Annotated in this window: 21 protein-coding genes; 7 read left to right on the forward strand and 14 right to left on the reverse strand. The window is 73.7% G+C overall.

The window, feature by feature from the left end; all coding sequences use genetic code 11:
• Positions 1 to 961: glycosyltransferase (locus ACTHAM_RS03965; protein ID WP_440684578.1), on the forward strand; the 961-nt coding region annotated here is incomplete at its 5' end.
• 46 nt (positions 962 to 1,007) lie between these two features.
• On the opposite strand, the gene ACTHAM_RS03970 is transcribed toward ACTHAM_RS03965, so the two are convergent.
• From ACTHAM_RS03970 to ACTHAM_RS03980, 3 genes are all read right to left on the reverse strand, one after another.
• Complete coding sequence (locus tag ACTHAM_RS03970) at positions 1,008 to 2,321, reverse strand: glycosyltransferase family 4 protein (RefSeq protein ID WP_440684580.1); 1,314 nt, start codon at positions 2,319 to 2,321, stop codon at positions 1,008 to 1,010.
• A gap of 10 nt (positions 2,322 to 2,331) precedes the next feature.
• The gene (locus ACTHAM_RS03975; RefSeq protein WP_440684582.1) at positions 2,332 to 3,525 is read right to left on the reverse strand and encodes a glycosyltransferase family 4 protein; all 1,194 of its coding nucleotides are present in this window, start codon (positions 3,523 to 3,525) and stop codon (positions 2,332 to 2,334) included.
• 107 nt (positions 3,526 to 3,632) lie between these two features.
• Entirely contained in the window at positions 3,633 to 4,310 is a 678-nt protein-coding gene (locus ACTHAM_RS03980) for a right-handed parallel beta-helix repeat-containing protein (protein ID WP_440684584.1), read from the reverse strand.
• A 100-nt stretch (positions 4,311 to 4,410) separates the two neighbouring features.
• On the opposite strand from ACTHAM_RS03980, the gene ACTHAM_RS03985 reads away from it, so the two are divergent.
• Positions 4,411 to 4,704, forward strand: a complete 294-nt coding sequence (locus tag ACTHAM_RS03985; protein ID WP_440684586.1) for a hypothetical protein — start codon at positions 4,411 to 4,413, stop codon at positions 4,702 to 4,704.
• Positions 4,705 to 4,947: 243 nt separating this feature from the next.
• A complete protein-coding gene (locus ACTHAM_RS03990; protein WP_440684588.1) occupies positions 4,948 to 5,688 on the forward strand; it encodes a polysaccharide deacetylase family protein in 741 nt (246 codons plus the stop codon).
• Positions 5,689 to 5,706: 18 nt separating this feature from the next.
• Here ACTHAM_RS03990 and ACTHAM_RS03995 read toward each other — a convergent pair whose 3' ends face one another.
• Positions 5,707 to 6,402 carry a hypothetical protein gene (locus tag ACTHAM_RS03995; protein ID WP_440684590.1) on the reverse strand — a complete coding sequence of 232 codons (696 nt, stop codon included), beginning with the start codon at positions 6,400 to 6,402 and terminating at the stop codon, positions 5,707 to 5,709.
• 114 nt (positions 6,403 to 6,516) lie between these two features.
• On the opposite strand from ACTHAM_RS03995, the gene ACTHAM_RS04000 reads away from it, so the two are divergent.
• The 3 genes from ACTHAM_RS04000 to ACTHAM_RS04010 are packed head-to-tail and all read left to right on the forward strand — an operon-like array spanning position 6,517 to position 10,043.
• Positions 6,517 to 7,425, forward strand: coding sequence for a hypothetical protein (locus ACTHAM_RS04000; RefSeq protein WP_440684592.1), 909 nt, complete (start codon positions 6,517 to 6,519; stop codon positions 7,423 to 7,425).
• Positions 7,426 to 7,437: 12 nt separating this feature from the next.
• Positions 7,438 to 8,856, forward strand: coding sequence for an O-antigen ligase family protein (locus tag ACTHAM_RS04005; RefSeq protein WP_440684594.1), 1,419 nt, complete (start codon positions 7,438 to 7,440; stop codon positions 8,854 to 8,856).
• The gene (locus ACTHAM_RS04010; RefSeq protein WP_440684596.1) at positions 8,853 to 10,043 is read left to right on the forward strand and encodes a glycosyltransferase; all 1,191 of its coding nucleotides are present in this window, start codon (positions 8,853 to 8,855) and stop codon (positions 10,041 to 10,043) included. Before ACTHAM_RS04005 ends, ACTHAM_RS04010 begins: the two co-directional genes overlap by 4 nt.
• Before the next feature lie 34 nt (positions 10,044 to 10,077).
• On the opposite strand, the gene ACTHAM_RS04015 is transcribed toward ACTHAM_RS04010, so the two are convergent.
• The 10 genes from ACTHAM_RS04015 to ACTHAM_RS04060 form a co-directional block, all read right to left on the reverse strand.
• Positions 10,078 to 11,271: a glycosyltransferase family 2 protein gene (locus ACTHAM_RS04015; RefSeq protein WP_440684598.1), complete on the reverse strand. Its 1,194-nt coding sequence runs from the start codon at positions 11,269 to 11,271 to the stop codon at positions 10,078 to 10,080.
• The gene (locus ACTHAM_RS04020; protein ID WP_440684600.1) at positions 11,268 to 12,824 is read right to left on the reverse strand and encodes a lipopolysaccharide biosynthesis protein; all 1,557 of its coding nucleotides are present in this window, start codon (positions 12,822 to 12,824) and stop codon (positions 11,268 to 11,270) included. Before ACTHAM_RS04020 ends, ACTHAM_RS04015 begins: the two co-directional genes overlap by 4 nt.
• A complete protein-coding gene (locus tag ACTHAM_RS04025) occupies positions 12,821 to 14,587 on the reverse strand; it encodes a glycosyltransferase family protein (RefSeq protein ID WP_440684602.1) in 1,767 nt (588 codons plus the stop codon). Before ACTHAM_RS04025 ends, ACTHAM_RS04020 begins: the two co-directional genes overlap by 4 nt.
• On the reverse strand, positions 14,584 to 15,627 hold the full coding sequence (locus tag ACTHAM_RS04030; protein ID WP_440684604.1) for a glycosyltransferase family 2 protein: 1,044 nt from the start codon (positions 15,625 to 15,627) through the stop codon (positions 14,584 to 14,586). Before ACTHAM_RS04030 ends, ACTHAM_RS04025 begins: the two co-directional genes overlap by 4 nt.
• Complete coding sequence (locus tag ACTHAM_RS04035; RefSeq protein ID WP_440684606.1) at positions 15,624 to 16,739, reverse strand: DegT/DnrJ/EryC1/StrS family aminotransferase; 1,116 nt, start codon at positions 16,737 to 16,739, stop codon at positions 15,624 to 15,626. Before ACTHAM_RS04035 ends, ACTHAM_RS04030 begins: the two co-directional genes overlap by 4 nt.
• Positions 16,736 to 17,476, reverse strand: a complete 741-nt coding sequence (locus ACTHAM_RS04040) for an acetyltransferase (RefSeq protein WP_440684608.1) — start codon at positions 17,474 to 17,476, stop codon at positions 16,736 to 16,738. The genes ACTHAM_RS04035 and ACTHAM_RS04040 overlap by 4 nt, the downstream gene beginning before the upstream one ends.
• 2 nt (positions 17,477 to 17,478) lie before the next feature.
• Positions 17,479 to 18,618, reverse strand: coding sequence for a DegT/DnrJ/EryC1/StrS family aminotransferase (locus ACTHAM_RS04045; protein ID WP_440684611.1), 1,140 nt, complete (start codon positions 18,616 to 18,618; stop codon positions 17,479 to 17,481).
• The gene (locus ACTHAM_RS04050) at positions 18,615 to 19,664 is read right to left on the reverse strand and encodes a dTDP-glucose 4,6-dehydratase (protein ID WP_440684613.1); all 1,050 of its coding nucleotides are present in this window, start codon (positions 19,662 to 19,664) and stop codon (positions 18,615 to 18,617) included. The genes ACTHAM_RS04045 and ACTHAM_RS04050 overlap by 4 nt, the downstream gene beginning before the upstream one ends.
• Positions 19,661 to 20,710, reverse strand: coding sequence for a Gfo/Idh/MocA family protein (locus tag ACTHAM_RS04055; RefSeq protein ID WP_440684615.1), 1,050 nt, complete (start codon positions 20,708 to 20,710; stop codon positions 19,661 to 19,663). The genes ACTHAM_RS04050 and ACTHAM_RS04055 overlap by 4 nt, the downstream gene beginning before the upstream one ends.
• Before the next feature lie 201 nt (positions 20,711 to 20,911).
• A complete protein-coding gene (locus tag ACTHAM_RS04060) occupies positions 20,912 to 25,621 on the reverse strand; it encodes a DUF4082 domain-containing protein (protein WP_440684617.1) in 4,710 nt (1,569 codons plus the stop codon).
• Positions 25,622 to 25,866: 245 nt separating this feature from the next.
• Here ACTHAM_RS04060 and ACTHAM_RS04065 point away from each other — a divergent pair, with 245 nt between their 5' ends.
• Positions 25,867 to 26,499 carry an acyltransferase gene (locus ACTHAM_RS04065; protein WP_440684619.1) on the forward strand — a complete coding sequence of 211 codons (633 nt, stop codon included), beginning with the start codon at positions 25,867 to 25,869 and terminating at the stop codon, positions 26,497 to 26,499.
• The last annotated feature ends 38 nt before the right edge of the window (positions 26,500 to 26,537 follow it).

Here is a 26,537-nt window from a genome sequence, read left to right on the forward strand (position 1 = left end):
CCACCGGGTCGCGCTGCGCAGCCTGCTCGACGGCGACGCCCTCTCCCGACCCCACCCGCGCCCGGGAGCACCCGCTCCCGCCGACCGGACCGCGACGACCGGGCAGGTCCTCGTGGGCTCCGTGGTGATCCCCGCGCACGACGAGGAGCAGGTCATCGCGCGCACCCTCGCACCGCTCGCGCACGCCGCCGCCTCGGGGCAGCTCGAGGTGGTCGTGGTCTGCAACGGCTGCACCGACGACACCGCCGCCGTCGCACGCTCCGTGCCCGGCGTGCACGTCGTCGAGATCGACGTCGCCTCGAAGACCGCCGCGCTGCGGGCCGGGGACTCCACGGCCACGCGGTTCCCCCGCCTGTACCTCGACGCCGACATCGAGCTGGGCGACGGCGCCGTCGACGCGTTGTTCGCCGCGCTGGCCGCACCCGGCATCCACGCCGCCCGGCCGACCACGGTCGACGACCTGACCGGCGCCACGTGGCCCGTCCGCGCGTTCTACCGCGTCCGGACCCGGATCCCGGCGCTGCACGAGCACCTGTGGGGCGCCGGTGCGTTCGCCCTGGACGAGACGGTCCGTGCCCGGCTGGGCGCGTTCCCGGACGTCACCGCCGACGACCTGTGGGTGGACCGGCAGGTGGCCGCCTCCGAGAAGACCCGGGTGCCCGAGGCCACCGTCGTCGTGCGACGGCCGCGGGACACGCGGTCCTTGCTCGCGGTGCTGCGGCGCACCCGCCGCGCCGACGCCGGCGAACCCCGCACCTCGACGCCACCCCCGCCGTCACCGGAGAGCGGCTCCGACGCCGCCCCCAGGACCGTGACCCCGGCAGATGTCGTCCGCACCGTCCGCGGCCCCCGCACCCTCGTCGACGCGGCCGCCTACGTCGCGCTGGTCACCCTCGCCCGCGCCCAGCTGCGACGCGCCCCGGCACGCGGGTGGGAACGCGACGACTCGTCCCGTCGCTGACGGGCGACACCCCCGGCGGACCCGCAGGTCCGCCGGCTGCGCCACGTCAGCCGGCAGCGCCGCGCGCCCGGACGAAGGCCTCGAGCTCGTCGTCGGTGACCACCTCGGCCGACGCGACCGGGGCCGGGTCGACGAACGGGCCCTGGCCCGAGCGGTGACCGGTGACGTCGTCGAAGACGGAGACGTACGTGGCCGCCTGCGGCGACCAGTCGAGCTCGTCCACGCAGCGCCGCCGCGCCGCCAGCGACAGCCGCGTGCGCAGGTCCTCGTCGTCCAGCAACCGCTCGACCGCATCGGCCATCTCGGTGACCGACCCCACGTACAGGGCCGTGTCGGCGGCACTGGCGCGTGCCTCGACCAGGTCGAACGTGACCGCGGGGACGGCGAACGCCATGTACTCCATGGTCTTGTTCATCGTGGAGATGTCGTTCAGCGGGGTCTTGCGATCGGGGCACAGCCCGACGCTCGCCGCCGAGAGGTACCGCACGATCGTCTCCTTGCCGGCGCGGCCCGTGAACTCCACCACGTGCTCCAGGTCGAGCTCGCGCGACAACGCCCGCAGCTCGGCCTCGCAGTCGCCGAAACCCAGCAGGGCGGCCCCGACGTCCGTCCGCCCCCGCACGTGCACCAGCTCGTGCACCACGCGCAGCGCGACGTCCACGTCGTCCTGCGGACCCATGATGCCCAGGTAGACCAGCAGGTGCCGCCCACCGGCCACGTCCTGCGTGCCGCGCACCGGACGCATCACCCGGGTGTCCGGACCGCTGCGCACCACCGCGGTGTGCCGCCGGTCGACCCCGCCGCGGCGCATCGCGACCGCACGGTAGGACTCGTTGGTGGAGATGACCCGGTGCGCCGCCCGGAACGTGCGCCGCTCGAGCCAGCGCAGCCCGGCCAGCTGCGCCCGCGCCCCCGCCGAGGTCGGCTCCCCGAACCGGGACAGGAACAGCTCGGGGTTCAGGTCGTGGTGGTCGAACACGAACCGCACACCGCGCACCCGCCACAGCAGCGCCAGGGCCCAGTACGTGTCCGGCGGGTTGCAGGCCTGGATGACGTCGAACCCGCGCTCGCGGCGCACGGTCAGCGACAGCAGCGCGGTGCGCACCCAGGAGTAGACGAACTCCCAGACGAACCCGAGCAGCCCGCGCGCCTGCGGTGCCGGGCGGTACTTGTACAGCGCGACGCCGTCGACCTCGTGCCGGGTCGGGTCCCCCGGACCCTGCGGGCAGATGACACTGACCTGGTACCCCGCCGCGACGAGCGCGCGGCACTCCAACCACACGCGCCTGTCCAACGGCACGGGCAGGTTCTGCACGATCACCAGCACCCGCGGTGCGCGCGGTCCTCGCCGTCCGGCCATGGTCTCCCCCTCAGCTCTCCGTCGCGCGGGTGACGTGCACGGCGGCGTCGAGCACCTCGCGTGCCGCCCGTCCCCACGTGTAGTGCGCCCGGCGCGCGTCAGCCTGCGCTGCGCACGCCTGGTACAGATCGTCGTCCGCGAGCGCGTCGAGGACGACCTGGGCCAGCTCGTCCGGGCTCTCCGAGGCGACCAGGCGCCCACCGGAGACCGGGTCGATGATCTCGGGCATCGCGCACGCGTCGCGGCCGATGCACGGGAGCCCCCGGGTGAGCGCCTCGGCGAAGACCATGCCGAAGCCCTCCATCCGTGAGGGCATCACGAACAGGTCGTGGCTGTCCATGAGCTCGCCGACCCGCGCACGGGGAACCCGCCCCAGGAAGTCGACGCCGTCGGGCACCTCGCCGCGCAGCGGCCACCGGTCCGGCCCGGCGACGGTCAACGACACGGTCGGCCCCAGCTCGGTGCGCAGCCGGGCGAACGCGGCGACCACCTGGGCACCGCCCTTGGTGTCGAAGTCGCGACCGACGAGCAGCAGGCGCCGCACGGGGCCGGTACGGCGCTCGGGCACGGGTGTGCCGACGGGCACGGGGGCACCGGCACCGGGGTTGACCACCCGCACGCGCTCGCGCGGCACACCGTGGGCGACCAGGTGATCGCCGAGCCAGCCGCTCATCGGCAGCAGCATCGCCGCCTGCGCGTAGACACGGTCCTGCGCACGGCGCAGCGCCTCGATGCGCCGACGGCCGAGCGACCGGAAGTGCGGCACCCCGTCCGGGCCGTACCGGTCCAGCAGCAGGGCGTAGCTGAGGTCCTGCAGCACCATGAACGGCACGGCGGGGGCGCTGAGGTCCTGGATCTCCAGCACCACGTCGGGACGTTCGCGCGCGCTGGCCCGGCGGACCGCACGGGCCACCGCGGCACGGGTCACGGTGCCGTGCCGCCAGGTCGAGGTCCAGCCGGTCGGGGTCCGCCGGGCGCCGGCCAGCCGCAAGGGTGTGCGCAACGCGGTGGGCAGCTCGACACCCAGGTCGACCACCGGGGTGATCGTCGCCAGCTCCTGGCGCAGCCGCCACGGCGTGCCCGACCAGGTCTCCTCGTGCGGGGTGGTCCAGTGGCAGGCGAAACCGAGGCGCAACGGGTCGACGGCCGCGCCCGGTGCCGTCGCGGGCCCGGGCGCGCCGGGGTCACCGCCAGGTTCGGGCACGCACCCACCCTAGCCAGGGCGCCGTCCGGTTTGTCCCCGCACCAGGCGCCTGCGGGGCAGGTTCACCCGCTGGGCGCAGCCGCCCGGGGGTCGGGGCGGCGTCCGGCTCAGTACCGCGCGGCCGACCCGTCGCTGTACACGTTGCCCACCCAGGTGACCGGGACGTTGACCCGCGCGGCCCCGTAGTCGGCGCCGCGGCCGAACTCGTTGCTGCGGATCGTGATGTTCTCCACGACGTACTGACCGTCGTTGCCGTCGACGCAGAACAGCGTGTAGTGGCCCCCGTCGAGCACGTTCTGCTCGACGAGCACCGGGCCCCTGGTGCTGGGGCCGAGGTCCGGCGCGAGGAACAGCGCCGAGTTGGCACCGCCGGCCGTGGTCATGTCGATGACGTTGCGCCGGATGGTGAGGTTCTCGACACCGCTCTGCATCTGCGCACCGTCGGCGTGCGCGCCCGGGGCGGGCGTCATGTCGTGGATCCAGCTGTCCTCGAGCACCACGTCGCTGCCGAGCTTCACCCCGTCGCCGTAGGTGGAGTGGATGTCGACCCGGGTGGCCGTCCAGGAGCTGCCGGCGATCGCGTTCTCGAAGCCGAAGATCTCCGTGTCGGTGATGGTCACGCTGCCCGAGCGCACGTACACCCCGTACGTCCCGTCGCCGTGGATCCGTGAGTTCCGGATCACCACGCCCGGCGCCTCGATGGAGATGTCGCCGTCGACGTCGAGGCCCTCGATCACCCGACCCGGCTCGGTGACCCGGATGCCACCGGACGGCGTCAGGCTCACCCCGTCCGGGACGCCCGTACTGCCCGGGCCGGGACGGGACGACAGGACGGGCGGCGCGGCGGGCGCGCCTGCCGCCGTCGACCCGCCACCGGACGACCCCGTGGGTGCTGTCGTGCCGGGCGAGGTCGTCCCGGCAGCCCCCGTCGCGGTCGGTGCGGGGTCGGTCGTCGGCGTCGGCGTCGGGGTGGGTGTCGGCGTCGGCGTGGGGGCGTGGGACTTGGTCGCCGAGGGGCTCGTCGAGGCGTGTGCCGTGACCGTCACGCTCGGGGCCGGGACGGCCGAGGCCGGTGTGCCCGGTTCGGCGTCGACCAGGACGACGACCGCCGCGGCGGCCAGCCCGATCGCCGCCGCCTGCGCGGCTCGTCGACGCCGTGAACGATCCATGCGCATCTGAAGGTCTTCCTGTCGGGCGAACGACGCCCGCGGGCGTCGTTCCGGGAACCGGGCGAACCTGTCAGACCGGCAGATATCGCCCGGCCACGGCCATCCTAGGTCAGCGTGTTCCGGGCCCGGCAAGCCCAGGAGCGCGCTCACCGGGGTGACCGTGCACCGACGCCGGGCGCCGGACACGCCGCCGACGTGCCAGGGTTGCCCTGACCTGCACCCGCACCCGCACCAGGAACCAGGAGCCCCGCACGTGAGCAGTGCACGCAGCCGTCTGCCGGGATGGGCCCGCACGGGCGCCCGCCGCGCCGCCGACGCCGTCCTGGGGCCGGTGCTCGGCTCCGTGGCGGGCGGTCGGCGCACCGACCGGGTGGCGATCACCTTCGACGACGGGCCGGATGCGTCGACGACTGCCCCCCTGCTGGACCTGCTCGAGCAGGAAGGCGTGCACTGCACGTTCTTCCTGCTGGTCCGCCAGGCCGAGCAGCACCCCGACCTGGTCCGCGCGATCCGCGACCGCGGCCACGAGATCGCCCTGCACGGCATCGACCACCGCCCCCTGACGTCGTGGCGGCACACCGACGCGGTCCGGATGCTGCGCGACGCACGCCACCGCCTCGAGGTCCTCACCGGTGCGCCCGTGACGCGCTACCGACCCCCGTACGGCAAGCAGACGCCCGCCAGCTGGGTCGCCGCCCGCCGTGCCGGGCTCGAGGTCGTCGTGTGGTCCGCCGACGCGGCCGACTGGGTGGACCGTCCCGCCACCGAGGTCGCCGCGACGGCCACCGAGCGGCTCCGCGGCGGCGGGATCCTGCTGCTGCACGAACGCGTCGAGCCCGGGCCCGCCGGCGAACCCGTGAGCACGTCGTTCGACCGGGTGGCGATGGCACGGCAGGTGCTGCACGACGTCACCGCACGAGGATGGTCCCCCGTCACCGTCGCCGAGCTGGTGCGCGACGGTGGTGCGCGCCGCACGGCCTGGTTCGGCCACTGAGCGCTGCGAGCCCAGGCTTCAGACGGGTACGGGTGCGCGCCGGTGCCCTCGGCGTGAGCGCGACCGGTCGGCGCCGTGCCGGTTCGGCGTCCGCGAGCGCACGGCGTCGACACCGAGCGCCACGGCACCCGTCGCGATCGCGCACAGCACACCGGCGATCGCCAACGCCCGCATCCGGGACCCCTGCTGGGCCGTGAACGCCGGCTCCTGCGGGCTCAGCTCGGTGCGGATCCGCAGCTGCGGGGCGACGTCCTCGGCGTCCTGCAGCAGCGTGAGCTCGGTGTCGATCCGCTCGAGCGCCTCCGTCATCGACGCCTGGGCCTCCTGAAGGCTGGCGCCCGTCGAACGCACGTCGAGCACCGGGTCCTCGTACCGGGTCTCCCACTGGCCACCCGCGTTCGGCTGGCGGATGCTCCAGCCCGAACCGACCCCCATCGACGCCAGCGTGATCTCCGCCGAGACGGTGCGGGGGGCGTCGTGCGGCCCGTTGGCCGCCCGGGACACGACACCCGCCATGCTCACCAGGGATGCCGTGGTGCTGGCCAGGGCGTTGCCCGGCGCGTCCTTGGGGGCGAGGAACATCACGCTGACCCGACCGTTGTAGACCTGCTGCTCCGTGGCGACCGCCTGCAGCACGACGAGCGACAGCGCGGCGCAGACCAGCACCGCCAGGCGCTGGCGCCACATGGTGACCAAGAGGTCCCAGATCGTCACGGCCGCCCCAATGTTCACCCCGCCGGCCCACGAGCAGGCCCGAGGGCCCAGCCTATGCTGGGGCGAACCGGACGATCGACAGGCAAACGGGCGAAGTCGAGCGAGAACTGCGAGGTGGTCGTGTACCTGTCCGAGATCCTCGCCGGCTTGCGGCGACGATGGTGGCTCGTGCTGGTCGGCGTCGTGCTGACCGCCGCCGGTGCCGCCTACGTCGTCTCGCTGGTCCCCGCGGAGCAGGTCGCCCGCGCCTCGGTGCTGCTGGTCCCGCCGGAGGTCGTCGTCGGCGACACCGGCAACCCGTACCTCGGCCTCAACGGTCTGCAGCCGGCCGCCGACGTCCTGGCCAGGGCGCTCAACGACGGCCAGGCGCACGCCGACCTCGCCCCACCCGAGGGCACCGGCGACTTCGTGGTCATCCGCGACACCTCCTCCAGCGGCCCGGTGCTCGTGGTCGAGGTCACGGACACCGACCCGGACGGCGCGATCGCGATGCTGGACGACGTGCTCGCCGCGATGCCCCCGATGCTCGAGCAGCTCCAGGCCGACGTCGAGGCACCCACCAGCTCGTTCATCAAGATGACCGTGGTGACCCGCGACGACCTGCCGGAGGCCTCGACCAAGACCCAGATCCGCGCGCTGCTCGTCAGCCTCGTGGGCGGCCTGGCGCTCACCGTGTTCCTCACCTACGCGGTCGACGGCCTGCTCGTGCGGCGCGGCCTCGAACGACGTCGGGGCGGACGCAGCGTCACCTCCGCAGGTCACGTGGCACCGGGCACGCCGACGCCCGGCAGCCCGCACGCCATCGGCGGCGCGCCCACCACACCCCCCGTGCCCACGCAGGGCACGGCACCGCATGCGCCCGCCACCGGCTCCCCTGCCGAGCCGCGGCCCCATCCGCGCCCGACCCCCGGACAGCAGCCCGGCGCACCGGCACGACCCGCCGCCGCCCGGCCTGAGCCGACGCAGGGCAGCACCGCCCCCGTGCCCCCCGGGTTCGTCGGCAACCGCTCGAAGTCGCGCTGACCGGTCGCCATCATGGCCAGACCTGCAGGCCCGCGCGCCCCGGTGGTGCGGCGATCCGTCGACGCCGGGGTGCTGCTGCTGGCGTGGGTGCTCACCGTCATGCTCGTCCCGGCGAACCTGGTCTTCGCGCCCCTCGGAGCGGCAGGGACACCCGCGCAGATCCTCGGCCTGGCGGCCGGCGCCTGGTGGCTGGCCGTGCAGCTGGACCGGTCGCGCACCACGTTGCGGCCGGCGCAGCCCGTCCGTACCGCCATGGCCGTGTTCGTCGCCGGGATGATGGCCAGCTACGTCGCCGCCGCGATGCGCCCCATCGACGCGCTCGAGCTCAGCGCGTCCGACCGCGGCATGCTGCTGGTGCTGTCCTGGTGGGGGCTCGTGATGCTCGCCGGTGACGGGTTCGCGCACCGCGGTCGGCTCGACCGTGTGCTGCGGGCGCTCGTCGGCGCGGCCGGGATCGCCGGGGCGCTGGGGGTGCTGCAGTTCTTCACCGAGAAGGCGTACGTCGACCTGATCGTGATCCCCGGGCTGTCCGCCAACACCACGCTCAACAGCGTGTACGGCCGCAACGGGTTCGCGCGCGCCGCGGGCACCTCGACCCACCCCATCGAGTTCGGTGTGCTGATGGTGATGGTGCTGCCGTTGGCCCTGCACTTCGCCCTGTCCGACACCCACCGGTCGCGGTTCGCCCGCTGGGCACCGGTGGTGGCGATCGGCGCGGCCGTGCCGATCACCATGTCCCGTTCCGCGCTGCTCGGTCTGGTGGTCGTCCTGGCCGTGCTGCTGCCGAGCTGGCCCGTGCGGCGGCGGTGGTGGGCGATGGCGGCCGTCGTGGCCGGCTTCGGCGCGGTGTACGTGGCGATCCCCGGGATGCTCGGGACCATGATCCGCCTGTTCACGGGCATCTCGGAGGATGACAGCGCCCAGTCGCGCACCGACAGCTACGACCTCGCCCTGCAGTTCATCGAACGCGCCCCGGTGTTCGGGCGGGGGTTCTCGACGTTCCTGCCCTCCTACCGGATCCTCGACAACCAGTACCTGGGCCTGCTGATCGAGACGGGAGTGGTGGGCACCCTCGCGTTCCTCGGCCTGCTCGTCACCGCACTGGTGGTCATCTTCCGGATGAGCTCGGCCCTTCCCGAGGCCGTCGACCGCAGCCTGGCCCGCGCGCTCGCGGCATGCATCGCCGCCGCCGCACTGGCCCTGGCCACCTTCGACGCGTTCGGGTTCCCGCAGGTCGCCGGGGTCATGTTCTTCGCGATCGGCTGCGTGACGGCGTTGCGGCGGCTCACCGCCGCCGGACGCGCGGTGCAGGACTCGGTGCTGACCACGGCGCTTCCCCTGCCCAGCGCTGCCCGACTGGCCGGAGTGGCGGGCCGCGGCACGTCGAGCTCCGGTGGTGCACGGCACCCGCACGGTGTGAGGCATCGGTGAGCGGGCCCGTACCGCAGGCACGCGGGCCGCTGGTCGTGCTCGCCTCCGGGGTGTCCTGGGACGACGCGTGGATGTCCGAGAAGCACCTGGCCGTGGCCCTGTCCGCCTACGTGCCGGTGCTGTTCGTGGACCCGCCGGTCTCGTACCTGACCCCGCTGCGCAAACCGCACCTGCGGGCCGGTGGGCTGCGCCCCCGGGTCGCGCAGGCGCGGCCCGGCCTGACGCGGGTGACGCCGCTGGCCCCGCCGGGGGTGAGCAGGCCGGGCCTGCGGGTCGCCGCCGCCGCGGCCACCCGGCACGCGATCCGGGACGCGGTGCGTCGCACGGGTGGCGACGTGCACGCACTGGTGGCGGCGTCCCTCGACGACGTGCTCGGTGCCTGCCCCGATGCGCTGCGGGTGCTGTGGGGCACCGACGACTGGGTGGCCGGCGCCGACCTGATGGGCTTGTCGGCCGACTACCTGCGGCGGCGCGAGGACGCGCAGCTCGCGGCGGCGGACCTCGTCGTGACGGTCACCGGTCACCTGGCCGACCTGTGGCGCGACCGGTGCGCGCAGGTCGCGGTCGTGCCGAACGGGTGCGACCCGGCCCACTTCGCGCACGTCGACGAGGCGACCCCGGCCGCCGACGTGCACCTGCCCGGTCCCGTCGCAGGGTTCGTCGGGCACCTCTCCGACCGGATCGACGTGTCCGTGCTCGAGGCCGTGGCCGACACCGGGGTGTCGCTGCTGCTCGTGGGGCCGGTGCAACCCGGGTTCGCCACGGACCGGTTGGCCCGGCTGCTGGCCCGCGAGAACGTGCAGGCCACCGGTCGGCGCCCGTTCGAGGACCTGCCCGGCTACCTGCGGGTCATCGACGTGGGGCTCACGCCGTACGCCGACACGGCGTTCAACCGCAGCAGCTTCCCGCTGAAGACCCTGGAGTACCTGGCTGCCGGGCGTGCCGTGGTGACGACCGGGCTGCCCGCCGCCCGTGAGCTGCCCGCCGACCTGGTCACGCTCGCCGACGGGCCCGCGCAGATGGCCGCGGCGACCGTCGCGGCGCTGGCGGCCCAGGCGGACCCCGCCCTGGCCGACCGGCGGCGCGCGTACGCGCACGGGCAGAGCTGGGACGCGCGGGCGCGTGCGTTCCTCGACGTGCTCGGACTCGGCGACCACGCCCTCGCGGTGCCCGCCACCGAGACCTGACCCTGCCGGGTGCGCCGCCGACCGCGGCGCAGGCTCAGATGCCCCGGTACGTCCAGCGCACGTAGTCGAGCTCACCGAGCGCCGAACGCCAGTACCCGACCAGCGACGAGGTCAGGTCCCGGTGCGAGACCGGCCCGGCCTGCTCCAACCGACGCAGCAGCGCGCGCCCGCGCCGCTCGTCGAGCACCCCCGCGTCGGTCTCCTTCGCGAACGAGACCAGCGCCATCACGTCGTCGGCCTGCGCCCCCGGGCGGTCGAGCATCCGGTGCACCGTGTCGACGGCCTCCCGGGCCAACGTCCGCCGTGCCGTGGCGTGCAGCGCTGCCGCATCGGGCAGGTCGCCGCCGGGTCCACCGAACACCACGTCGAACACGGTCGCGCGTTCCCGCAGGTCCAGCAGCGCACCCGATCCGTCCGTCGCGCTCATCGACCCCGCGTGGTCGCGGTGCAGCGCCTGGTCGGCCCCGTCCACACGACCGACGTCGCTGACGGCGGCGACCCGGCACCACATCTCCATGTCCTGGGCGTACCCCAGCCGGGTGTCGAGCGGCCCGACCTGGTCGATCACCGAGGCCCGCACCACCGCCTCGGGTGTGGTGATGCAGTTGACGCCCACCCGGCAACGCTCGGCCAACCAGTCCCGACCGGCCCACACCGTCGAACCGATCTTGCCGACCTGCGCCGGCGGGGCCACCGACGTCACGAAGTGCCGGGGGTGCCCGTAGACCAGCCCGACCTCGGGCGCGGCGTCGAACAGTGCGCACGCCCGCGCCAACGACCCCGGGGTCAGCAGGTCGTCGGCGTCCAGGCGGGCCACGAACTCGCCCGTGGCGTGCTCGAGCCCCCGGTTGAACGCCCGTACGTGACCGAGGTTCACGTCGTTGTCGACGGGCAGCACCCGCGGGTCCTCGTCGGCGAAGCCGTGCGCGACGCGACGCGTGCCGTCGGTCGAGCAGTCGTCGACGACGATCACCTGCACGTCCACGCCGTCCTGGTCGAGCGCGCTGCGCACCGCCCCGGGCAGGAAGTGTGCGTAGTTGTAGCAGGGGATGATCACCGAGACGCTCGGCCGCCGGGTCAGCGGAGCCGCCTGCCCGGCCGGCACCCGCACCCGGGGACGCAGGTGCACCGGACGGACCGCGGCCAGCAGGCCCAGGGCCGGGGTGCTCACCGACCGGGCGTCGACGAAGGACCGGGCGCGGGCCGACAGGCCACCCAGGGTGCTCATGCGTTCTCCTCCTCGCGGGCCGGAGCCCAACCCGTCACACGCAGCAGCGGACCACGAACCCGACCGGGCAGCATCTCGACGACGGCACGGGCCGTGCTCGGCATGAGGAACCGGACGGCCACGACGTGCACGACGCCGATCACCAGACCGGTGAGCCCCACCTCGACGATCGCCGGCAGACCGTCCGTGGCACGCGCCACGCCCGCGCCGGCCAGGGCGGACAGCGCCACGCACACCGCGACACCCCCGAACGGCCGGGCGACGGTCCGGGCCGGGGCGCCGATCAGGCGGCCGACGAGGACCCAGCGCACGGCGGTGGCCACAGCAGCCACACCCACGAAGCCCACGGCGATGCCGGTCAGCCCCCAGCGGACCGCCCAGGCGGTGGTGGCGACGGTCAGGACGTCGATCCCGACGGCGTAGACGAGCCAGCGCCCCGGCTTGCCCGCGCCGTAGAACAGACCGTGGTCGAGCATCGCGCCCAGGGTGAGGATCGCCGCGAGCGCGAGCGCCTGGGCGACCTGGACGCTGGGCCCCCAGCCCTCGCCGAACATCAGCGGCACGAGCACAGGACCGGTCACCGCGACGACCGTCATCACCGGGGCGACCGCCGCGTACGAGACCCCGAGGGCCTTGAGGTAGGACGTGCGCAGGCGGCTCGCCGACGAGCGCACCTGGGCGAACACGACCGTGGCCACGGGCAGCAGGGCGGCCGCGCTCATGTCCTGCGTCACCTGGATCAGCTTCTGGGCGATGCTCAGGTAGCCCAGACCCGTCGCCCCCAACGACGCCACGACGATCGCGGTCTCGGCCCACGAGCGCAGCATCGCGATGACGTCGACCCCGACGACCTGCAGGCCGAACCGGGCCATCGCCACGAAGTCGCGGGTCGAGAACAGCAGTCGCGGCCGCCAGCGGGCCCAGATCCACGCCAGCACGGCCGAGACGCCCTGCGCCACGATGAGCTGCAGGACAAGCGCCCACACCCCCATGCCGGCCAGCGCGGTGACGACCGCGACGACCTGCGCGAGCAGCGCAGCGATGCCGCCCTGCACGGCCAGTGCGCGGAACTGCATGCGGCGGCGCATCAGCGCGTACGGGATCGAGGTGACGACGACGAACCCGATGGAGATCGTCATGACCCGCAGCACGGCGACCAGGTCGGGCAGGTGGAACAGGTCGGCGAGCACGGGTGCGAACAGCAGCAGGCCCCCGCACATCAGCCCGCCGACGATCGTGGAGAACCAGAAGCCGGTGCTCAGCCGCCGCTCGTCGACCGTGTCGGCCTGCACGATGTACGCCGAGAACCCCAGGTCGGAGAACAGGTACACGATCGGCGCCACGGTCGAGGCGGCCGCGACCAGACCGAACTGCTCGGGACCGAGCAGGCGCGTGAGGATCGCCACGGTCGCCAGGCCGGAGAACCGCATGAGCCACTTCTGCGCGGTCATCCACAGGACCCCGGACGCGGCACGCCGCCCGATGTCGTCGGTGCTCCCCGGGCCTGCGGGGACCTCGGTGACCAGCGGGGTCGCCGGGTCGATGCCGCTCATCGTCGGCTCCAGCGACCGGTCAACGCCTGCAGCCGGCGTCGGGCGAACCGCAGCGGCGAACGGCGCAGCTCACGCGGCAGCTCGCGGGAGCGGCGACGGGCCCGCGCGGGTGCCGGTGCGCCCACGGGCCGGGACGGGGGCTCCCCCGCCGCACCCAGGGCGAGCACCCGCGCGGCGAACGCCAGGTGGCCACCGGCCACCAGGTCGGCGGAGAGCTCCGCCAGCCACGCATCCCACGTGAGCGCGGGGACGGCGTGCACCGAGGAGCGCGCACGGACCGGTCCGTTCGCGGACCGCCGCCCCCCGAGTGCGCTCACCACGGCCCGCATGCGGCGCAGCTCACGGTGGTCGATGTCGGGGAACCGCCCGGCGGCGTCCGCGGCCCGCCGCAGCGAGCCCTGGCACAGCAGCACACGCACCCACGTCGCCCAGTCCACCGGGTCCGGGTCGTAGGCCAGGTGCCGGCGCACGGACTGCTCGATCGACTCCCACGCCCAGCCGGCAGCCTGCTCCGCGCGGCCCTGCCGCAGCAGCGCCAGGGCGGTGCCCCGGGTGCCCTCGGGCATGTGGTGCAGCGCGAGCACCTCGCCGAACGTCGCCTCGGCCTGCTGCGGGCGCCCGTCGGCCAGCTCGGCCCGGCCTCGCGCCAGCAGCACCAGGTCACGCGCGTGCGGGGTCGGCGGCTCGGCCACGGCGGCGGACGCCCCACCGACCGGCACGAGCACCATCGGGCCGAACGGGTCGGGCTGCTCGATCCGCTGCCCCGGCTGCGCCTGCTGCTGCAGCTCGAACCACTGGCGCATCTGGTCACGCATGGTCAGGTCGTGCCGCTCGTGCACCAGCGCCTGGCCGGCCGCCGCGATGCGGGCCAGCTCGTCGGGGTGCTCCAGCAGGTGGGCGACCTTGTCGACCACGTCGTGCTCGTCGGCCATCACGCACGAGACGCCGTCGACGAACCCGGCCTGCTCGACGGCGAGGGTGCGCTCGGTGAGCAGCAACGCGCCGGCCGCCGGGATCTCCAGGTGCTTGCGGACCAGCTCGTGCGCGATCGTGCCGCACGTCGGCACGATCTGCGCGGCGCTCAGCGACCGCGCGTACGCCTCGCCGGAGATCATGCCTGCCGAGGTGCGGGCGTCGAACCACCCCGCGTGGTGCTGCTGCTCGACACCGAACCTCTCCTGCAGCAGCGCGGTGACCCGCACCCGCCACGGGTAGTTCGACTGCTGGCTGCCGGTGAGCAGCAACGGCGTGGGCCGCTCCTGCTCGTACGTGCGGAACAGCGTGCGATCGGCGAAGTTGGGCCACACGAACAGGCGGTCGGCGACCTCGGGCATCCGCTCGCGCATCACCATCGAGATGGTGAAGTACGTCTCGACACCCCAGCGCTCCATGTCGGACAGGAACACCGAGCGAGTCTGGCAGTACGCGTCGGCGTTGATCAGGCCCAGGCGCGGCACGTCGGGATGCGTGTGCGTGTTGTCGATCCGGCGCTCGCGGCGGGCGTACACCCCGGACTCGATGAGCGTCAGGTCGGGCCGGTGCTCGTCGCAGACCCGGTCGTAGTCGCACGCACCGTCCACGAGCGTCACGTCGAACTGCGCCTGCAGCGCCCGCAGGTGCTCGTCGAGGTGCTGCAGGACGAACGCCGGCAGGTCGGCGCGGTCCTGCCGCAGGAACAGCAGGCGCGGCCGGGCCGGCAGCAGCGCCGCGCCGGTGGCCGAGGCCGGGCTGCTGCCGGTGGTCGGGGCCGTCACACCGCTCACAGCCCGTACCGACGCCACACGCGCCAGCGTGCCTTGTCCTCGAGGTCGCGCAGCAGGGCGCCGACGGGGCCGGTCCGCACGGTGCCGTCGGCGCGGCACGTACGGCGCCAGGCGGCGCTGCGCTCAATCGTCGGGTCGGTGGCGCGGGCGAAGTCCAGGAACTGCTGCGCGGGTACCTCGAGCTCGATGCGCCCCTCGGCGTCGCGCTGGACGAGCCGCAGGGCGTCGCGAGCCAGCGTGCGCGCCAAGGTGGCGCGGGTGCGCTCGAGGTCGGGCAGGCGGTCGCCCTGCTCGTCCAGGAACAACGCGAACGCGTCGGCCCGCGCCTGCAGGTCCCGCCAGAACCCGCCGTGCATCGTGGAGTGCATGTTGGAGCCGTGCACCCGGTACAGGCCCTGCACGGGGCCGTCGATGCGCGCGACGGAGCCCACGGACGCCAGGCGCAGCCACAGGTGCAGGTCGGACGCGGCGGCCACCCGCACGTCGTGCCCGCCGACCTGCGCCAGCGCGCTGCGGCGGATGACCACCTCGGGCTGCAGGATCACGTTGTGGCCGCGGCGCACGCGACGCTCGATCCACTCCGGCCCGGACCACACCGACCACCGCCGCACGGCCGTGCGGGTACCGACAGGGGTGGCGCCCTGGAACCGCTGCGCGTACCCGTAGCAGAACGCCACCTCCGGGTGCGCCTCCATCAGCGCGAGCGAGCGGCGCAGCGCACCGGGCGGCAGCACGTCGTCGGCGTCCATCTTCAGCACGTACGGCGCGTCACCGACGGCGAGCGCCTCGGTGAACGTGGCGATGTGCCCGTGGTTCGTCTCGTGCACGCGGACGGCCACGCGTGGGTCCGCCGCCGCCCACCGCCGGGCGAGCGCGAGGCTGCCGTCGGTCGAGGCGTCGTCGATGATCGTGATGTCGACGTCCACGCCGTCCTGCGCGAGCACCGAGGCGACGCACTCCTCGAGGTACTGCTCGTAGTTGTGCAACGGGATGCCCACGGACACCCGCGGACGACGGTGCGTGGTCACCGTCATCGTCATCCGCGCGACCCGCGCACCGCCTGCGAGAGACGGTCGACGACCGCCTCCTGCTGCTCGACGGTCAGGTGCGGGAACATCGGCAGCGACAGGATGCGACCTGCGGCCTGCTCGGCGACGGGGAACGCCCCGACGCCGTGGCCCAGGTGCGCGTACGCGCCGGTCAGGTGCACCGGCGTCGGGTAGTGGATGCCCGCACCGATCCCGGCCTCGTTGAGCTCGGCGAGCACCCGGTCACGCTCGTCGACCTGGACGACGTACAGGTGCCACACGTCCTCGTTGCCGGGCACGACCTTCGGCGTGCTCACCCCGGGGACGTCGGCCAGCAGCGCCTCGTAGCGGGCGGCAGCGGTCCGGCGGGCCTCGTTCCATGCCTCCAGGCGACGCAGCTTCGCCTCGAGCACCACGGCCTGGACGGTGTCCAGCCGGGAGTTCATGCCGATGACCTCGTGGTCGTACTTCGCGGCGGACCCGTGGGCACCCAGCACCCGCACGGCGCGCGCCACCTCACCGTCCGAGGTGGTCACGGCACCGGCGTCACCTGCTGCCCCCAGGTTCTTGCCCGGGTAGAAGCTCGTCCCCGCGGCGAGGCCGAACGACCCCGCGGCGCGACCGTCCCGGCGGGCACCCTGGGCCTGCGCGGCGTCCTCGACCATCGGCACACCTGCGTCGGCGGCGATCTTGCCGATCTCCTCGACCGCGGCCAGCTGCCCGAACAGGTGCACAGGCACGATCGCGGCGGTACGCGAGCCGACCGCGGCACGCACGGCAGCGGGGTCCATCAGCAGGTGGACGGGGTCCACGTCGACCAGCACCGGCACACCGCCCAGCCGGGAGACCGCCTCGGCGGTCGCGATGAACGTGTTCGCCGGCAGGATCACCTCGCCACCGGGCTGCACGCCGACGGCTCGCAGGGCGAGCTCGATCGCGTCGGTGCCGTTGGCGACACCCACGCAGTGCGTGGCGCCGACGTACTGCGCGTAGGCCTGCTCGAACCGTGCGACGGCCGGGCCACCGATGAAGGCCGTCGCCCCGAACACCTCGTCCAGGCCGGCCTTCACCTCGTCGCCGATCTCGCGCTGCTGCGCCCCCAGGTCAACCAGCGGGATCCTCATCGGGCGACCGCCCCTCCTTCGATCGTGGCCGCGGGAACCCCGGTCGGCCTGCTGTCCTGGACGTGCGGCGTCCGTGCCGCCCCGTCCGGGGTCGGCGCGGTACGCGGACCCCTCGCCCTCGCGGGCACACCCACCCATGTCTCGTGGTCCGGCTGGTCGGTGAGCAGCACCGCACCCATGCCGAGCGTCGCGTACGAGCCCACGTGCACCGTCTGACGCACCGAGGCGTTCATGCCCACGTAGGCGCCGTGCCCGACGACCACGCTGCCGCCCAGGGCCACCCCGGCGCACACCGTCGAGTAGTCCTGCAGCACGCAGTCGTGCGTCAACGTCACGTTCGGCATGACGACCACGTGCTCACCGATCGTCACGTCGGCGGTGAGCACCACGCCGGCCAGCACGATGGATCCCGCACCGACCTCGCAGCCCGCCGGCACCTCGACCCGCGGGTGCACCAGCGTCGCGTAGCGCAACGGTCCGACGCCCAGCGCGACCAGGCGCTCCACGATCTGCTCACGGGCGGCGCCGCTGCCCGTGCAGACCAGCAGCTCGGCGTGCGGGTAGTCCCGGACGGCCTCCAGGGGGCCGAGCACCGGGACGCCGTCGACGAGCGTGCCCTGACGGGCCGGGCTGTCGTCGAGGAAGCCCAGCACCGGGGCGATCGCGTGCGTGCGCAGGCACGCCAGGACCTCACGGGCCAGACCGCTCGCAGCGACCAGCAGCAGCGCCGGCGCCATGATCAGGCCCCGCGCCCGGCCGTGCGCAGCGCGTCGACGACCCGCGACTGCTCCGACTCCGACATCTGGTGGAACACCGGCAGGATCAGCGTGCTGTCCGTGAGGTGCTCGGTCACCGGCAGCGGCCCGTGCGGCACCGCGGCGTGCGCGGGCTGACGGTGCGCGGCCATGATCCCGCGGCGCGCCGAGACGCCCGCCGCGGCCAGGTGGGCCAGCAGCCCGTCGCGGTCCACCGGGTACTGCGGTCCGACCTCGACCCAGTACGACTGGAAGCTGCACGTGCCCCACGCCGGGTCGGTCACGGGCCGCAGGCCCTCCAGCTCGGCGATCTGCTTGGCGTAGGTCGCCGCGATCTGGCGGCGGCGCTCCACGATCTCCGGCAGCCGGCCCAGCTGCACGATCCCGACGGCGGCCTGCAGGTCCGTCATCCGGTAGTTGTAGCCCACCTCGAGGTACTGCTCGGCCGGGGCCAGGACGCTCGCGTGCCGGTCCGCCGCCGAGACGCTCATGGCGTGCTCGCGCAGACGGCGGGCTCGGACGGCCCACTCGGGGTTCGACGTGGTGAGCATCCCACCCTCGCCCGTGGTGATGACCTTGCGCGGGTGGAACGACCACGCGGTCAGCTCGGCGCCCGCACCCACCGGTCGGCCGCGGTACGTGGAGCCGGCTCCGCACGCCGCGTCCTCGATCACGACGATGCCGCGCGGGTCGGTCACGGCACGGATCGAGTCGAGGTCGACCGGCACACCCCCCTGGTCGACGACGATCACCGCGCGGGTGCGCTCGGTCAGCACCGCCTCGACGGTCTGCGCCGTCACGTTGCCGGTGGCCAGGTCGACGTCGGCGAACACCGGGGTCGCGCCGACGTACACGGGCGCGTTCGTCGTGGCGACGAACGAGAACGAGGGCACCACGACCTCGTCGCCGGCGTGCACCCCGGCGACCAGCAGCGCCAGGTGCAGGGCCGACGTGCACGAGGACGTGGCGATCGCGTGCCCGGCCTGCTGCACCCGCGCGAACTCGTCCTCGAACCGGGCCACCCGGGGCCCCTGCGCCACCCAGCCGGAGGCCAGCACCTCGGTGACCGCGTCGACCTCCTCCCGCCCGAGCCACGGGCGCATGACGTCGATCCGGTCGCTCATCGCGCGGCCTCCCCGGCTGCGGTCGCCACGGGGGAACCCACCCAGTTGCGGTCCTCGATCCGGGCGAGCATCTCCTGCGGTGTCTGCGGCCGTGAGGCGAACCACGCGACGAGGTCGCGCACGCCGTCCTCGAACACGACCTCGGTCTCGAAGCCGGTGAGCTCCTTCATGAACGTGCCGTCCACGATGAGTCGCCGCACGTCACCGGGGCGCGCCTCGAGATGGACGGTCTGCAGGTCGGGGCGTCCTGCCCCCGCGACGACGGCCTCCGCGAGGTCGTTGATCGTGACCTCGCGACCCGAGCCCAGGTTGACCGTCTGCCCGATCGCCGCGTCGCACGAGGCCAGCGCCGCGAGCCCCCGGACGGTGTCGCTGACGTGCATGAAGTCACGGGTCTGGGTGCCGTCGCCGTACACCAGGGGCGGCAGGCCGCACAGGGCGCGCACGATCGTGCGGGGCAGGACCTCCCCGGAGTCACCCTCGAAGTGGCTGCGCGGACCGAACGTGTTGAACGGGCGCGCGACGACGGTCGCCATGCCGTGCGTGCGGTGCGCGGCCCGGGCGTACGCCTCGCCGGCGAGCTTGCTGCCGCCGTACACCGTCTCCGGCCAGGTCGGGTGCCGTTCGTCCATCGGCGCGTACTGCGCGGTGCCGAACACCTCGCTGGAGGAGACGTGCACGAACCGGCGCACGTCGTGCCGCCGGGCCGCCTCGAGCAGCCCGAGGGTCGCCCCCGCGTTGACCTCGTGGTTCTCCACCGGGTCGTGCAGCGAGTGCCGCACCCCCAGGCAGGCCAGGTGGAGCACGACGTCGACGCCGTCGAGGGCACGCTCCAGCGCGTCGGCGTCCCTCAGGTCCGCCTGGTCGAACCGGAGCCGACCGTCGCTGCCGAGCCGTTCGAGGTTCTCCATCCGACCGGTCGCCAGGTTGTCGATCACGCGGACCTCGACCGGGTCGTGGTGGTCGAGCAGCTCGTCGACCAGGTGGCTGCCGATGAAGCCCGCACCGCCGGTGACGAGGACCCGGGCGCCCGCCAGCGCGCTCAAGCGGCACCGCCGACCGGCACGGCGCCGACCGGCACGAGCCGGCCGCCGTCACCGAGGCTGCGGCCCGCGGCCTCCAGCACGTCGAGCACGCGCAGACCGGCGTGCCCGTCCGTGCGGGGCGCGCGCCCCTCACGGATCGCGGCCGCGAACTCGCTCACCATCACTCCCAGTGCCTCCTTCTCCGGCAGCGCGGGCGCCCAGGCGTCCCCGAGCCGGTACGAGATGTTCGTCGTGGCCTTGTCGGGCAGCGGCTGCCCGAGCTCGACGCCACGGTCGTAGACCGTCAGCCGCTGCTGCGGCGACAGGTCGTCCCAGACGATCGTGCGGCGGCTGCCGCCGATGACCATCTGGCGGATCTTGGTCGGGCTGAGCCAGTTGACGTGCACGTGCGCGATCGCGCCGCCCGGCAAGGGCAGCGTCAGGTAGCCGACGCACGACTGCCCGGCACCGATCGGGTCGGCGCCCTGCGCGGCGACCCCGGTCGGCACGAGGCCCCCCGGCAGGATGAAGTCGAGGATCGACAGGTCGTGCGGCGCCAGGTCCCAGAAGACGTCCACGTCGGGCTGCACGATGCCGAGGTTGATGCGCACCGAGTCGACGTAGTGGATGTCGCCGAGCGCGCCCTCGGCGATCAGCTCGCGCATCTTCAGCACGGGTGCCGTGTAGCAGAACGTGTGGTCGACCATGAGCACGCGGCCCAGCTCGGCGGCCCGCGCCACCATCGTCCGGGCGGCGACGCCCCCGTCGGCGACGGGCTTCTCGACCACCACGTGCTTGCCGGCCTCGAGCGCGGCCAGCGCGATGGGTGCATGCGTGCGTGCCGGGGTCGCGATCGCGACGGCGTCGACGTCGTCGCGGGCCAGCAGCTCGGTCACCGAGGTGACGACGTCGACGGTCGACCGCGGGCCCACCACCTTCCGTGCGCGCCCCTCGTCGAGGTCGCACACCGCCACGAGGTCCCAGTCGGGGCTCGTGCGGAAGTTCCTGGCCAGGTTCGGCCCCCAGTAGCCGGCGCCGATCACGGCTGCCCGCAGCTTGTCGGTCATCATTCCCCCACTCGTGGTTCGACACGTCCAGTCTCACAGCAGATCTGGACATGTCGGCCGATACCCGGCCTTTTCACCCCGCCTGAGCGGGCGATTCAGCCGATCGGCCGCCCCCCGACCGGACCTACGTCGCACCGTGCCAGGGTGGACGCCCGGCCGCACGCGGGGGGGGAACCGGGGACGAGCGGGGACCTCCGACACTCAGCCCGCAGGCGTGAACACCAGGTCGACGCCGTACGACGCGGTCGACGTGCCCGACGGCAGCCCGGTGCCGTACACGTAGGCACCGCCGGGCACCGCCGTGGTCAACGGGCCGCTCGTGCGCGCCGCGGCCAGACCGCTCGGGGTGACCGAGTACCGGCCGCTCGAGGAGTGGTACGCCGCGACGTAGGTCGTGCCCGGCACGAGCGCGACGGGCGCGGCCAGGGGCACCGTCTGCCACCCGGAGGCGGTCTCCGAGGTCGACGGCGCCTCGGCCAGGAGCGTCCCGTCGGCCGCCCACAGCTTCACGGTGTGCGTCCCGGTGTTCGTAGGCCCCTTGTAGAAGCGGATCGCGGTGACGGTCCCGGCGGCGCTGGTGGTGAACCGGGTACCCACCTGCACGGCGGCCGGGTCGTCCCAGGCCGCGTAGGTGGGGACGTCGGTGTCGGACCAGAACGAGACGGGGTCCGGCGCCGGGACCTGCGACGTGGTCGTGAACGACCACGAGCCACCCTCGACCGGCTGGCCGTCGACCGCGACGACCACGGACACGGTCGCCCCGGCAGGCAGTGCGGCAGTCGGCTGGAAGGTCAGCGTGCGCGAACCCGAGACGTACTGCTGCTGGCCGGCGACCGGCTGACCGTTCGCCTTCACCGTGACGGTCGGGACGGCCGTGGACTGCGACGCCGACAGGACCGCACTGACGGCGGTACCCACCGCGACGTCCGTCGCACCGGTGCCCGGCGTGCGGGTCACCACCATGGGCGGCGCCGCCGGGGCGTTCTCGAACACGACGTCCACGAAGTAGTTCGTCTGCTGCCACGTGGACGTGGGGAACCCACCGCCGTACCGGTACCGCCCGTTGCCTGCGGCCGGGACGGTGAGCGGCCCTGCGGTCAGGTCCGCCGCGAACGCCGCGGCGGTCGCCGAGTACCCGCCACGGGGCGCCAGGTACGAGACCACGTACGTCTCGCCCGGGGTGACCGTGTACGGCGAGCTGAACGACGCCGTCTGCCAGCCGCTGGCGCTCTCGTCGCCGAAGGTCACCGTGCGCAGCTGTGTGCCCGTCGAGCTCCACAGCGTGCCGGTGTGCGTCCCGGTGTTCGCGGCGCCCTTGTAGAACCGCACACCGGTGACCGCGCCGGCCACCGACGGGACGAACGAGACGCCCAGCTCGACCGCGGCACCGTCGTTCGCGGAGGCGACCGACGGGACGCGCTCGCCGAACAGCGTGCACGGGCAGCCCCCGGCCCCGGCCGTGGTGAACGTCCACACGACGTCGTCGGCCGTGGAGCCGTTGCCCGAGGCCAGCCCGGCCGCGGTGGCGGTGACGAGCGTGCCCGCCGGCAGCGGCGAGCTCGGTGTGAACGTCATCGTGCGCCCGCTGTCGGACCGCGTGAGGGCACCGGCCACCGGGCTGCCCCCGGCACTGACGGTGAGCGTGGACACGTCGGTCAGAGCCAGGTTGAAGCTCGCCGAGACGCTCGCGTCGACGTCCACGGCCGTCTGCCCGGCGGCCGGGCTCAGCGACGTCGTGGTCAGGGCCGTGCGGTCACGGGTGAAGACCACGTCGACCATGTAGCTCGTCGAGGAGCTCGAGCCCGGGTAGCCGTCCGCGTACGTGTACGCACCACTGTCGGTCGTGGTCGACAGCGGCGGACGCTGCACGCCCAGGCCGGAGAACGCCCCGACGGTTGCCGAGTACCTGCCCACGCTCGTGCGGTACGAGGCGATGTACGGCGTGTCCTTGTCGATGTGCACGGGGCTGCCGAACGTGACGGTCTGCCACCCCGAGGCACTCTCGGTGCCGAACGTCGCCGTCGCCAGCGGCGTCGAGGAACCGGCGAGCCAGAGCGCCCCGACGTGCGTGCCCGTGTTGTTCGGGCCCTTGTAGAACCGCACGCCGGTCACGTAGCCGGCCACGCTGCTGGAGAACTTCACCCCGAGCGTCACGGCCGAGGTGTCGGCGTCCTGCAGGACCCCCGGCAGCGCGGACTCGTCGTACAGGGTGACCGTCGAGGCGCCCGGCGACTGGGCGGCGGTGGCCGTGGTGAAGGTCGACGACGACTGCCCGCCGAGCGCCTGGCCGGCCGCCGTGGCCTGCACGGCCGCGGTGTACGTGGTCTCGGGTGCCAGCGACCCGTCGGGCACGAACGTGGCCGTGCGGGTGGCCGCGTCGTAGCTCGTCGAGCCGGCCAGGGTCGTGCCACCGGCGTCCGCGAGCGTCATGGTGACGTGCTCGTCGTCAGGCGCCCGCGAGAGCTGCGCGGTCACGACCGACCCGAGCGGGGTCCCGGTCGCGCCGTCGACCGGCCACCGCGAGGTCACGGTGAACGGGGTGGAGTCGGACGGGGAGAACTCCACGTCGACGTAGTACTGCGACGCGCCCCAGCTCAACGTCGGGAACTGCCCCGCGTTGGCGTAGACGCCCGATGTCGTGGCACCGAAGCCGCCGGCGACGCTCAGCGGGCTCGCCTCGCGGCCCGTGTACCAGAACGCGCCGGCCTGGGCGGCGTACCTGCCCTGCGGTGCCGTGTACGACACCACGTACGTGGTGCCCGCCTGCACGGCAACCGCCGTCGACAGCTGCGCCGTCTGCCAGCCCGTGGCGCTCTCACCGGTGAACGTGACGGAGGCGAGCGTGGCACCGGCTGCGCTCCACAGCCGGCCCTGGTGCGTGCCGCCGTTGCCCGGACCCTTGTAGAAGCGGATCGCCGTGACGAACCCGCTGACCTGCGGGGTGAACTTCAACCCGAGCTCGACGGCCGAGGAGTCGTCGACGGCGGCCACCACGGGCACGCTCTGGCCGTAGATCGAGCAGGGGCACGCGGTGGTGACGGTGCGGGTGACTGCCTGGCCGATGTTCGCCGAGTCGTCGATGCCGCGCGCGAGGATCGGCACGGCGCCGTTGCCGGAGAGCACCGCGGTGTACGTCCACGCCGTCGTGCCCGTCGCCGGGTGCCAGGAGGTCCCGCCGTCCACGGACACCTCGACGCCGGCGACGCGCCCGCCGACGTCGCTCGCCGTCCCCGTGACCGTCACCGAGGTGCCGTTGGCCAGGGACGTGCCCTCGGTGGGCGAGGAGACCTGGACGACCGGTGCGATGACATCGCTCGAGGCCGTCGCGGCGACCAGGCTGCTCATCAGCGTCGAGGGCTGCGAGCCCATGTCGGCGAGCAGGTTGACCGTGGCCTGCTGCATGCGCGGGTCGGCGGCGGCACCGTTGCCGTCGTGCTCGGAGTCCAGCCCCCACGACCACTGGATCGTGCCCGCGGAGAACACCAGCGCGCCGCTGGCCGCGCGGTACATGGTCAGGTGGTGCGTCGTCGTGCCGGACTTCACGACCGTGCCGAAGTCCTGCAGGTAGGAGTTCACCGCGCCGGTCGTCGTCGACAGGCGGATCAGACCCTCGGGACGGAAGCCGTTGTCGAGGTCCTCGTCGGACTCGTAGCCCACGGTGTGCGCGGCCAGCGTGGCCGTCGTCCCCGACGCCAGCGAGTCCAGGGTGGTCCCGCGCCACAGACGCAGCTTGCCCTCGTCCGCGGAGACCGTCAGGGCCAGGTCGGAGTCGTTGGCCATGTACATGGTGCCCGTGACGGCGTTCTCCGGCGTGCCGCCACCGTTGGCCGCCGAGGCGAACCGGGGGTCGCGTGACGTGCCCGTCCACTCCGGCGAGGGGTCGATCTTCGCGTCGCCCCAGGTCTCCTTGTAGGACACCAGCGTGCGGTCGTCCGTCGGGGTGCCCGCGACGGACGGCTCCCACCGGGTGCGCCAGTACATCTCGTTGCCGCTGAAGAACGCGAGGTTCACGCCCGCGTCACGGGCGGCCTCGACGTTGGCCCGCTGCGGTCCGGACCAGTACTCGTCGTGCCCCACGGACAGGAAGACGCGGTGGTTGAGCAGCAGGTCCCCGCGCGCGTCGGTGTCCAGGCCCGACTGGTAGGACACGTCGTACCCGTTGCGCTCCAGGAAGCGCACCATCGGGAACTCGTTGCCGAAGTAGAAGTCGCGGGCCTCCACGCCGGCGCGTGTGGCGAAGGGCCGGTTGTAGGAGATCTTGTAGGCGCGGCCGTTGGCGGCCCCCTGGTAGAAGTCCGACCCGCCGTACGTGTTGTAGGCCTGCCACGTGGTGTCCGACGTCTGGAAGATCAGGTCCGAGGTGCTCGCGTCGTCCCGTACGACGAAGGTGATGTGGCTCTCGCCGCCCGTGGCCGGGTCCTTCAGGTGCGCCAGGTACACGCCCGAGACGGCCGTGGCCGGCACCTGCCAGCTCGCCGAGACCGCCCAGTTGCCGCAGTCGTAGATCTCGGTGGCCGCGTCGGTGACGCACTGCGGCTGCACCTGGGGCAGCGCCGCCGACGGCGTGACCGTGTCGACCTTGCGGGCGCCGAGGCCGTCGTACCAACCGGTCCGGTAGATGTCGATCGTGTAGGCGGTGGCGGCGGTGTCGATCTTGAAGTCGATCGTCCCGCCGACGTTCACCGAGATGGCCGTCGCGAAGCCCTGGATCGACTCGTCACCGGCACCCTGGATGTCCCAGACGGCAGGATCGGTGCCCGGCTTGGAGTTCTCGCAGACGATCGGGTTGCCCCCCACCGCGCACGGGTCCGAGGCGGAGGCCGGGACAGCCACCGCCAGGACGCCGACCGGGATCGCAAGGACGAGCGCCGTGACAGCGGCGGCGAGTCGGCGGTGGGGACGAGAGTGCATGGGGGGCTCCGGCGTTCATGGCCGCGCGGACAAAGCGGCTATAACGGACGATACGGGCCGCGCCGACGCTCCGGGGCACTCAGGCCCCGATATCACCCGCCCCGCCCAGCCGCCGGACGGCGAGCGGGTGAGGGTGGCACCGCGCCGTCGACGCGCACGGCCCACCCCGGCACAATCAGGTGCGCCCGCGCATGCGACCACCTGCGCGCCACAGCGCCGCCCGCACCTGCCGACCGGAGGACCCCGTGACCGAGCCTGCTGCCACCATCGCACCGAGCGCCGACGTCGACCCGCGCGCCACCGTCGGCGCCGGAACCAAGGTGTGGCACCTCGCGCAGGTCCGTGAGGACGCCCAGGTCGGCCGCGACTGCATCATCGGTCGCGGCGCCTACGTCGGGCCGGGCGTGGTCGTCGGCGACCGCTGCAAGATCCAGAACCACGCCCTGGTGTACGAGCCCGCGGTGCTCGAGGACGGCGCGTTCGTCGGGCCGGCAGCGGTGTTCACCAACGACTACTTCCCGCGGGCCGTCAACCCCGACGGCACCCTGAAGTCGGCCGACGACTGGCACGCGGTCGGCGTCACCGTCCGCGAAGGCGCCTCGATCGGCGCCCGGGCGGTGTGCGTGGCCCCCGTGACGATCGGTCGGTGGGCACTGGTGGCGGCCGGCGCCGTCGTCACGACCGACGTCCCCGACCACGCACTCGTGGCCGGGGTGCCGGCACGACGGTTGCGCTGGGTGGGCCGGGCAGGCACCCCGCTCGAGCCCCGGCCCGGCGACGACACCGACGCCCAGGTCCGCACGTGGGTGTGCCCCGTCACCGGTGAGCTCTACGTCGAGCAGGACGGGACGCTCCGCCTGGTCGAGACCACCGGCTGACGGCGGACCGCCCACCACGCGTCGGCACGCGCCGCCAC

Origin of the sequence: Cellulomonas soli, assembly GCF_052036975.1 — a bacterium.
GTDB classification, from domain to species: domain Bacteria; phylum Actinomycetota; class Actinomycetes; order Actinomycetales; family Cellulomonadaceae; genus Cellulomonas; species Cellulomonas soli_A.